Origin of the sequence: Paenibacillus marchantiophytorum, from assembly GCF_014640555.1 — a bacterium.
In the GTDB taxonomy this organism is placed as follows: domain Bacteria; phylum Bacillota; class Bacilli; order Paenibacillales; family NBRC-103111; genus Paenibacillus_E; species Paenibacillus_E marchantiophytorum.
Window position 1 is genome coordinate 169,349 of record NZ_BMHE01000011.1, and the last position, 9,011, is coordinate 178,359.

At 44.0% G+C, this 9,011-nt stretch carries 9 protein-coding genes; 2 read left to right on the plus strand and 7 right to left on the minus strand.

All coding sequences use genetic code 11. The features are described from left to right. Positions 1-8 precede the first annotated feature (8 nt). On the minus strand, positions 9-1,451 hold the full coding sequence (locus IEY34_RS13605; protein ID WP_189012408.1) for a sulfatase family protein: 1,443 nt from the start codon (positions 1,449-1,451) through the stop codon (positions 9-11). A gap of 158 nt (positions 1,452-1,609) precedes the next feature. Continuing rightward, positions 1,610-3,016, minus strand: coding sequence for a DHA2 family efflux MFS transporter permease subunit (locus tag IEY34_RS13610; RefSeq protein ID WP_189012426.1), 1,407 nt, complete (start codon positions 3,014-3,016; stop codon positions 1,610-1,612). A 254-nt stretch (positions 3,017-3,270) separates the two neighbouring features. Here IEY34_RS13610 and IEY34_RS13615 point away from each other — a divergent pair, with 254 nt between their 5' ends. Then, positions 3,271-3,990 carry a DUF4386 domain-containing protein gene (locus tag IEY34_RS13615; protein ID WP_189012409.1) on the plus strand — a complete coding sequence of 240 codons (720 nt, stop codon included), beginning with the start codon at positions 3,271-3,273 and terminating at the stop codon, positions 3,988-3,990. Between the two features lie 8 nt (positions 3,991-3,998). On the opposite strand, the gene IEY34_RS13620 is transcribed toward IEY34_RS13615, so the two are convergent. From IEY34_RS13620 to IEY34_RS13635, 4 genes are all read right to left on the minus strand, one after another. Then, positions 3,999-4,583, minus strand: a complete 585-nt coding sequence (locus IEY34_RS13620) for a Crp/Fnr family transcriptional regulator (protein WP_189012410.1) — start codon at positions 4,581-4,583, stop codon at positions 3,999-4,001. A 190-nt stretch (positions 4,584-4,773) separates the two neighbouring features. Beyond that, entirely contained in the window at positions 4,774-5,184 is a 411-nt protein-coding gene (locus tag IEY34_RS13625) for a metallophosphoesterase (RefSeq protein WP_189012411.1), read from the minus strand. A 7-nt stretch (positions 5,185-5,191) separates the two neighbouring features. Further along, entirely contained in the window at positions 5,192-5,638 is a 447-nt protein-coding gene (locus IEY34_RS13630) for a DUF4871 domain-containing protein (protein WP_189012412.1), read from the minus strand. A gap of 30 nt (positions 5,639-5,668) precedes the next feature. Next, complete coding sequence (locus IEY34_RS13635; protein ID WP_189012413.1) at positions 5,669-6,091, minus strand: DUF4871 domain-containing protein; 423 nt, start codon at positions 6,089-6,091, stop codon at positions 5,669-5,671. Between the two features lie 252 nt (positions 6,092-6,343). Between IEY34_RS13635 and IEY34_RS13640 the strand changes: the two genes are divergently transcribed. Beyond that, a complete protein-coding gene (locus IEY34_RS13640) occupies positions 6,344-7,783 on the plus strand; it encodes an ABC transporter substrate-binding protein (protein ID WP_189012414.1) in 1,440 nt (479 codons plus the stop codon). A gap of 101 nt (positions 7,784-7,884) precedes the next feature. On the opposite strand, the gene IEY34_RS13645 is transcribed toward IEY34_RS13640, so the two are convergent. After that, on the minus strand, positions 7,885-8,538 hold the full coding sequence (locus IEY34_RS13645) for an MBL fold metallo-hydrolase (protein WP_189012415.1): 654 nt from the start codon (positions 8,536-8,538) through the stop codon (positions 7,885-7,887). Between the last annotated feature and the right edge of the window lie 473 nt (positions 8,539-9,011).

The following is a 9,011-nucleotide window of genomic DNA, read 5'->3' on the forward strand; positions in this document are numbered from 1 at the left end:
TCCTTTTTCTAATGCGCGATCCCGTTCTTGTACTTGTACCTTAACGTCTCCGCAGCCTCATGTGCGCCTTCGTCCTCCAGCTTGTTTATCCAACTGTCCAAGGTCACATACTTCCAAGGCCCCGTCTCAATCACCGCATCCATCGGATCTGCGATATGTCCATGCAAACCGTTTTGTTCTGCTTTCCACTGTGACAAACGGCGTTCCATCTCCGCAACCACATCGGGGTTTTGGGCTGCCACATTGGTCGTTTGGTTCGGATCGGTTTCAATGTGATAAAGACTAACGGGATCAAACTGATATAAGCCTGAATGATACGTGCGGATATAAGACCAGACGGCATCCCTCACAGCCCGCTGACATGTATATAAGCCATGATCCATGACCAAATAGTCATGTCCTTGCCAGTCTTCCCCCCGCAATGCAGGACTGAATGACTTGCCGTCCCAACCCGAAGGAACTTCCAAACCGACAAGATCCGTAATGGTCGCAACCACATCAACGTTGTATACGAAACCGTCTACAACTGTACCCGGCGTTGTTACTCCCGGCACTTTGATAATAAGCGGCAAATGATGGACTGACTCCGTCGCGCTGGCATGTTCGGCATAAATACCGTGCTCACCCATGGATTCGCCATGATCTGAGCTAATAATGAAACTGACGTCGTCCGCAATACCCAACTCACCTAACGTATCAAGGATTTCACCCACATGCTTGTCCATGTAGCTAATCCCGCCATCATATCCATTCAACAAGTGCACAAAATCAGCTCGATTCTCGATTCGCTGCGGCATCGTTTCAGGAAACTCGCTATCCGTATGCAGATACTTAGCCGAATGGGGGAAGATGTCACTTTGGTGTTCTTTGATGATTTCCTCAGACGGGAATGGTTTGGCCGCTTGATCCTTCCATTGCCCCGCATACTCCGGAGGGGACGTGTACAGCGTATGCGGGTCCCAATATTGGATATGCAAAAAATAATTATCCGCTCTGCCATGCTGCTTCAACCACGGAATGACGGCCGCATTCACTTCATCCGCATCTTCGTTGCCTTCCTTCATCGTATACGTATGGATCTCGTTCCACCCTGCAAAATACCACCAGGCATGATGTCGATCACCGAACGATGAAAAGGTAACCGTTTTGTACCCAGCATCCCGCAGTCTGCGTGTAAAAAAGGCGTAGGGCTCGCTATGACTTTCCCCTTCCGGATAGTAAAAATTGTATCCCGGTCCCCAATGCGTCAGCGCTCCGTGGTTAATCGCAAAGCGTCCGCTCATAAAACTTGCCCGCGAAGGAACACATGGCGACGAGGCGCAATAACAATCGTTGAAGCGCACTCCTTGCGCAGCAATCGCGTCAATATTTGGCGTCGTGTTTCGCTTGTATCCATAGCAGCCCATATGATCAGGCCGAAGCGAATCGATATCCAGATAAATAATACGCATGAATGCCTCCTATTGAAAAATGTGGTTTTTACGTTTTGTCTATATCTTCCAGTAAAAATTAACACCACAATTCACCTGTGTCAAGTCAGTTTTATTCTTAGGGCATGAAAAAAAGGAGCAGCGGTTAAGCAAGCTCCTTCCTTATTTCTCGTAGTTCGTTAGTGTACCGCATTCATCGTCGCATGCTTAACGATGACGCGGCGGATGAAGAACGCCACGGCTAGCCCAATGACGGATACGATTGTCGCGAACAAGAACACGTTCTGGGAACCGAGCATCATAGCTTTAGCCATCTCGACCGGCTCACTCGGCACAGATGAGCTGGTTAAATACTTCTCCATGCCACTAGTGAGGATGCTGATTGCGATTGCCGTGCCGATCGCACCTGCGACCTGTTGCAGCGTGTTCATGACTGCCGTTCCATGTGGGTAAAGTTCCGGTGGAAGTTGGTTAAGTCCGTTCGTCTGCGCCGGCATCCAGACCATGGAAATACCAACCATGAGACCAATATGCAAGGTCACGATAAAGGCTACAGAAGACGCAACGGTTATGCTGGAAAAGAACCATAACATCACCGCTACGATAGCGAGCCCCGGAATTACAAGCCACTTAGGTCCATACTTATCGAACAAGCGTCCCATACGCGGCGACAAGATACCGTTCAATGCGCTGCCCGGCAGCATCATGAGCCCGGTAGCGAACGCGGATAGTTTCATCCCGTTCTGCAGATACATCGGCAAAATAATCATGCTCGATAAAATGATCATCATACACGTCAGCACAAGAAGCAGCCCCACGATAAACATCGGGTACTTGAAGACGCGCAAGTTCATCATCGGCTCGCGCATGAACATCTGGCGCAGCGCGAACAATACAAGTGCGATAAGGCCGATGACAATTGAAGCGAGCACGATCATGCTGCTCCAGCCTCCCTGTCCTTCGCCCGCCTTACTAAAACCAAAGACTACGCCGCCGAAGCCTATTGTTGACAAAAGAATAGACAAGGGATCAATGCGGGGTCTCGTGACCTCGGTGACGTTATCCAGATATTTCAATCCGATCAACAACCCTATGACCAAAAACGGAAGAGACAACCAGAAAATGTAGTGCCATGTTAAATATTCAATTAAAAGACCCGCCACAGTTGGCCCAGTTGCTGGTGCGAACATAATGACTAGACCAACGAAGCCCATCGCTGCCCCACGCTTCTCCGGAGGGTAGACCACGAGAATCGTATTAAACATGAGCGGAATCAATAATCCCATGCCGGCTGCCTGAAGAACGCGAGCAACCATGAGCATTTCGAAATTGAGCGCAAGCGCTGCAATCAATGTCCCAACGATCGAGCTTGCAAGCGAAAGAATGAAAAGCTGCCTAGTCGTCAGCCATTGCAGCAGTAAACCTGTCATCGGCATCAGAATACCGAGAGTCAGCAAAAAGCCTGTCGTTAACCACTGAGCAGTCGCGGCCGAAATCTGGAACACGTCCATTAAATTACTAATCGCTATGTTGAGTGCCGTCTCGCTGAACATGCCTACGAAGCCGCAAATGAGCAGCGACGCCATTATAGCTCGTGTATTGTATTGCTTCAAATGAATTTCACTTCCCTCTCCTGTGAACTATTTTGAATAGTTCTTTATCTATTTGGTTCCCGCTATAAAATACAACAGAGTGTGCACTTATACAAGACCAAAAACAAATTAAACTATTTTCTACCTTTCAGTCCTATAAAAAATCCTTCCCCTTGATTTAAGTCAATGACCAGTCATACTCCTCCTAATTATAATGAAAATAAACAATCTCAATAGGAGGCTATCTTATGACTACCTCAGTAAAAGAAGTATCGTATCAGCGAAAATCTGCATTAATTGCTGGTACATCGCTTATCATCATGGCTCTTGCCTCATTTTTTTCCTACGGCTTTGTCCATGAAACTCTTGTGGTACAAGGCGATCCCATCGCCACATTCAACAACATCGCGTCATTAAACAACCTTTTCAAAGCTGAAATCTTGGGGTGGGTCATCATTCTGATCTGTGACTTCGTGGTCGCCTGGGCTTTCTATATCTTCCTTAAGCCAATTCATCAAAGCCTTTCATTGCTTGGTGCATGGCTCCGTCTTACCTATTCGACGATATTAGGGATCGCTATAATGAACTTGATATTTGTGCTGCTTCTCTCGAAACATACCAACTATTTATCCTCATTTCAAATCGAACAAACGCAATCACTTATGATGCTATTTCTTGAAGCGTTTGAATCCATCTGGTCTATTGGTTTGATCGTTTTTGGCGGGCATCTGTTGATTGTCGGCTATGTCACTTTCAAATCGGACAGCATTCCTAAAGTTATCGGCATTGGATTGTTGCTTGCTTCAATAGGCTATATGGTCATTCACCTAAGTAAAACGTTTCTTTCACAATATGATGCGGCAATTGCAATACTTAATCTTGTATTTATGCTTCCAATGATTATAGGAGAACTGGGCTTTGGGATATGGCTGCTGCTCAGAGGGGGAAAACTCCCCAAAGGTGCATGACAATCCACCTAAAAATCACTGGCATTGACCCGCTTCTTGATTCTACTTAACGACTCAGGCGTAATACCAAGATAACTTGCCAATTGGTGCTGAGGTACACGATTGACTAGATGGGGTCTTTTTCGCAATAGCGCTTTGTAGCGTTCTTCAGGTGCAGAAGCAATAAATGAACTCAATTCATCTTGAACCTCACCGAGGTTTTCTTCTACCATCTTGCGTATCATAGTTTCCAATTGTGCGTGTTTGTGAAATATGTCCATTTCGGCATCAAAATCACCAACAACCAATGTACAGTCTTCGAGACAAGTTAAGGTGTAAGCAGATGGCTTATTGGGTTGATGACGATTAAAAATCGAGACTGCTTGCTCTTCTGTGTAGAAATTGGAAGTGACCTCTTTTCCCGTTTCATTTATCGAATACTGCCTTACACATCCCTTCAATACGAAATAACATTGATTAGGAACATCTCCTTGTCTAAGGAGCATTGTTCCTTTTTTATATTCCTCAATAAGAATCTCTTCAGCGATAGCCCGTTGCTCCTCATCGTTAAGAGATGTAAATTTCGTCATATACTTGAATAATATGCTTTTCATTTTCCTCTCCTTTCATTTCGAATATGAAGTTAGTAGGGTTAGTCTCATCTTATCAGAATCTCTTATTGATAGCATAAATTTAGATGCAAAGAGTCCCGATAGATTACTCTACTGGGACTCTCCGCTGCTCATATTGGATATCAAGGAGGCATAATGCGCAAATCTGCATAATACCTTCTCTGTTAAGTCTTTAAACTAGTGTTACAACAGTTATTTCCGGTCGACACATAAATCGAATTGGACGAACCGAAGACAGCGGTCCGATTAGCGGAAGCCTCACTTGACCACCGTGACTATGACCTGAGAGTTGCAAATGGACGGGTTCAAGAGCTGCAACATCGGCAAAATCTGGTGCATGGGAGAGCAATAGCACCCACTCGTCCTTTTTCACCATCTGCATAGCATTCTTTAGATCAGGAACACCCTCCCACATATCTTCAACCCCAGCAATCCAAATCGATTGAGCCCCTTTTTGCACCCTAATACCTTTATTACGCAAGCAGTGGAAACCAGCATCCTCTAGAACACCCACCACTGCATCAGCATCCCCATAGTAATCATGATTGCCAAGCACAGCATAATTACTATTTACAATTTTCAATAGCTGTCTACTCCTGAACTTGAACAACAATACTACCATAAATTTTTTCTCCAATATACGCATCTAATCTCCAAAGACCAGGAGAAGGTAGTGACATTAGTGATGGAATGTGTGCGTCAGCCCCATTATTAGGTCCACCTATTTGGGCTTCTGATAGAACTGTGATTTGTTCTCCTGTATCTTTACTTGTGCCTAATACTTTTAATGGACCTTGAAGTTCTTCAACCTTCCCCCAAAAGTGCCACATATATTTTTGTTTTTTGTTCGGGTAAAAACGGGTCACTTCACTGTGATTATAGATAAACCCCAATCTTCCTTCTTGTCCAATCATGGTATATGTTCCTGAATTAAACAAAGGACTTATATCCCATTCTTTGTTTTCGGGAACTGGCTTCTCAGTTATACATCCAGCTAGGAAAAGAAATATGAACAAAACACTCGCTATTAATCGCATTACATCCTCCAATAGGTCAAAGTCGCAACCTTAATGAACTTCTACAACCACGCTACCGAATAATTTTTCATCTACATGAGCTTCTAGTCTCCATAAACCTTTTGAAGGTAAAGTCATCAAAGATGGCATTCTACCTACCTTATCATTATCTTTTATAGCGGTATTCGGAATTCCGATACTGCCCTCAAATACATTTACTTTTTCTCCATTATTTTTGCTAACTCCGATAATCTTTACTTTTTGACCAAATAATTTTTGTGTTTCTTGTGGTTTTTCCGCCCAAAAATGCCACATATATTTTTGTTTTTTACCGGGATAAAACCGAACTACCTGTGTATCGTTATAAATAAATCCGATTTTACCTTGTTCACCTAACAGAATAAAATCACCGTTTTTAAACATGCTGCTTACTTGCCATGAATCGTCTAATACGTTAGGGCTTTCCTTAATCACTGCGTTGGTATCCGTTTTAGAACAATCTCAATCTCATCATGCCACCTCCTATGATTAGATGAATGTTTGGCCACTATATGCTCTAAACTTATCATAATTACCATTTTTTAACAATAAAAACCACTAGCCTGACCGACAAAAAAATTCAACTCTACTAAATATGGCATTATTTGTATTATTATGCCGACATGTGTATGATAGTGAAAGAATAATTACTATATTTGGTAATAGAAACAATATGGAGGGAATCAAATGAAACGTTGGATGTGTACACTCGCGGCCATTGCAGTAACGGCCTCACTGACAGGCTGTAATTTTTCGGGGGAGGCTGACGGTACTTCGAGAGAAGCCGGATCGCTGAAGAAGCTGGGGAAAGACGAGAAAGCAACGATTAAAGTGATGTATTATGACAAGAATTCCTTTTACCAACAATACGGTAATCTTTTTATGGCCAAAAATCCGAATATTGACGTAGAAGTAATCTCCAATCAAAGCATTTATGGAGCAGGCCAAGATCCTCAGGAAGCGCTAGATAAACTCATCGAGGAAGAAAAGCCGGATATTATCCTCGTTAACGGCACCGACCAACTGGAAAAGTTCGTACAAAAAGGACGTCTGTACGCGCTGGATGATGTCATTAAGCAGGATAAATTCGATATAGAGAATATCCTCCCAGCTACATTGGAAACGATTAAGCTCAAAGGCGAGGGCAAGTTATATGGACTTTCACCGGATTTCTACAGTCAGGCTCTTTACTATAACAAGGACCTATTCGAGCAGTATGCCATAGAGCTTCCCAAAAATAAGATGAGCTGGGAAGATGTCATGAATCTCGCCAAACGATTCCCGACTGATGGTCAGGGAGATCAGCGAATTTATGGATTTTCCGCTTATTCTTACATGCGTGAAGGAGTCGCCTATGAATATATGAGCAGCATCGGCACGACGCTGGGTCTGTCTTACATCGATCCTGAGCAGATGAAGCTGACAATCCAGACAGATGCCTGGAAGAAGGCACTGCAGCTTACCGTCGACTCATTGAAATCCGGTGCGCTGTACATGCCCAAAAATCAAAACACCGATGCTAATGCGCCTCGCATGTTCGAGGACTATCTCAAAGAAAATTTATTCGCCATAGGCAAGGTTGCGATGACGGTTGACGGCAACTATATGATGCAAAACCTGCAAGAGGCCAAAGACCGCCTGAAAGATGTTAAGCCTGTCAATTGGGATATCGTCACCGTTCCCGTTGATCCTCAGAATCCGGACTTTTCCAACTCAGTATCCGTATCCAATGTATTCGGTATCAATGCCCAGTCTTCCAATACGCGGGCAGCGTGGGAATTCATTAAGTATATTAACAGCGATGATTTCGCTAGAGTCATGTCCAAATCTTCAAACAGCCTGATGACCCGTACCACTTACTCCAAAGAGAGGGATGGGCATAATCTTGAGCCATTTTATCTCCTGAAACCTAATCCTGACAAGAGCTATAAAGGCTATGAGAAAATTCCAGTTGGCTTCTACCAACCATTCAGTACGCTTGCCAATCAAGAAATTCAAGCCGTCATGGACGGGAAGAAATCAGTTGATGAGGCACTTAAGACGATTCAAGATAAAGGACAAGAACAGTTGCTTCAAGCCAAACTAGCTGATGAAGCGCAGAAAAAGGCTCAGTCCGAGAAGAAGTAAAGCCAAGAGGCTGCCGAATATGCATAACGGCTTCACCCCCACTTAGAGACCCGCATCTTCAAAGCAACAAATCCTGCTGTGGGAACTACAGGACTCAACCACTATAATGCTCGAATTTGATCATTCATTCTTCCCTTACTTAGTCCACCGTGATAACATATGACAGATTCAATGTTATCATCCTGATATTTCTGCAACGAGAGTCGGGCTTCCTCTACATCAGGTGTAGTTGGCTCATGAATGCCTTCAAGTTTTCCGTTAACACTATACATCGAATCCCCAGCAACTAGCGTTTTACTTCTTCTCAAATATAGGCTGATATGACCGGGAGTGTGCCCAGGCGTGTGAATGACTCGAATTCCACCGCAAAATGCAAGTTCCTGACCATCGATCAAAGTATTGTCCACCCTACCCTTGGGTGGATTTTTTATATGTCCGTCTTTTAGAAGAGGCAGTTCCCCTTGAATATAAGGTTTATCCAGTTCGTGTGCGTATACCTGAACGTTACTGCCACACTCCTGCAAAATCTCAGGCAGGCTTCCGATATGATCTATATCTTGATGTGTCAAAATCACAACTTTCACCATGTCGAGCGACACTCCGACCTTCTTCATAGTCATTCTCAATTCTTCAATTTGCCCTGGGAATCCGGTGTCTATTAACACCGCCATTTCGTGATCCCACAAAAGGGTTGGGTTGATTATATGCCCGCGAAAGTCCAGTTCAAGCATGTGAACACCATTCGCAATTTCCACGTTATTCAGCTCCCTTATAAGTATGGCTATTAAATAGGACGGCATGTTTCATGCCTACACACAAATATTATTGTACGTAAAATTATATTATTACGTAAATGATTTATTTGTCAACAACATACGTTCACCGAACCAAAGTAAGAAAAGCGGCTTTGCCGCTCTAAGAGATGAGCGTCTTCATAGCGGTTTTCAGCAATCTAGCAGATACTAGTTCCCTTTGGGCTTGCAATGGCAGAGAGCGTCGCGTGAAAAGGAACTATGATCCGCTAAATGGCGGGAAATGGGGTAAACGTAGCATGAAAGGGAACTGAGATCCTCTATTTAAGCGAAACCTGCTGATTCTGACCGGGAAATGGTGAAATAGCGGATCGTAGTTCCCCCTGGTGTGGAATATGGCGGTTTTCAGAATGATAGCGTACTGTAGTTCCCTCAAACTCGCGATCATGACACATTCTGCTAGTATCGTGGCTTGA

Excerpts from the sequence above, each read along its gene's own strand:
- IEY34_RS13610 (WP_189012426.1), bottom strand. The coding sequence starts at position 3,016 with ATGGCGTCGCTGCTCATTTGCGGCTTCGTAGGCATGTTCAGCGAGACG.
- IEY34_RS13640 (WP_189012414.1), top strand. The coding sequence starts at position 6,344 with ATGAAACGTTGGATGTGTACACTCGCGGCCATTGCAGTAACGGCCTCA.
- IEY34_RS13630 (WP_189012412.1), bottom strand. The coding sequence starts at position 5,638 with ATGCGATTAATAGCGAGTGTTTTGTTCATATTTCTTTTCCTAGCTGGA.
- IEY34_RS13605 (WP_189012408.1), bottom strand. The coding sequence starts at position 1,451 with ATGCGTATTATTTATCTGGATATCGATTCGCTTCGGCCTGATCATATG.
- IEY34_RS13620 (WP_189012410.1), bottom strand. The coding sequence starts at position 4,583 with ATGAAAAGCATATTATTCAAGTATATGACGAAATTTACATCTCTTAAC.
- IEY34_RS13615 (WP_189012409.1), top strand. The coding sequence starts at position 3,271 with ATGACTACCTCAGTAAAAGAAGTATCGTATCAGCGAAAATCTGCATTA.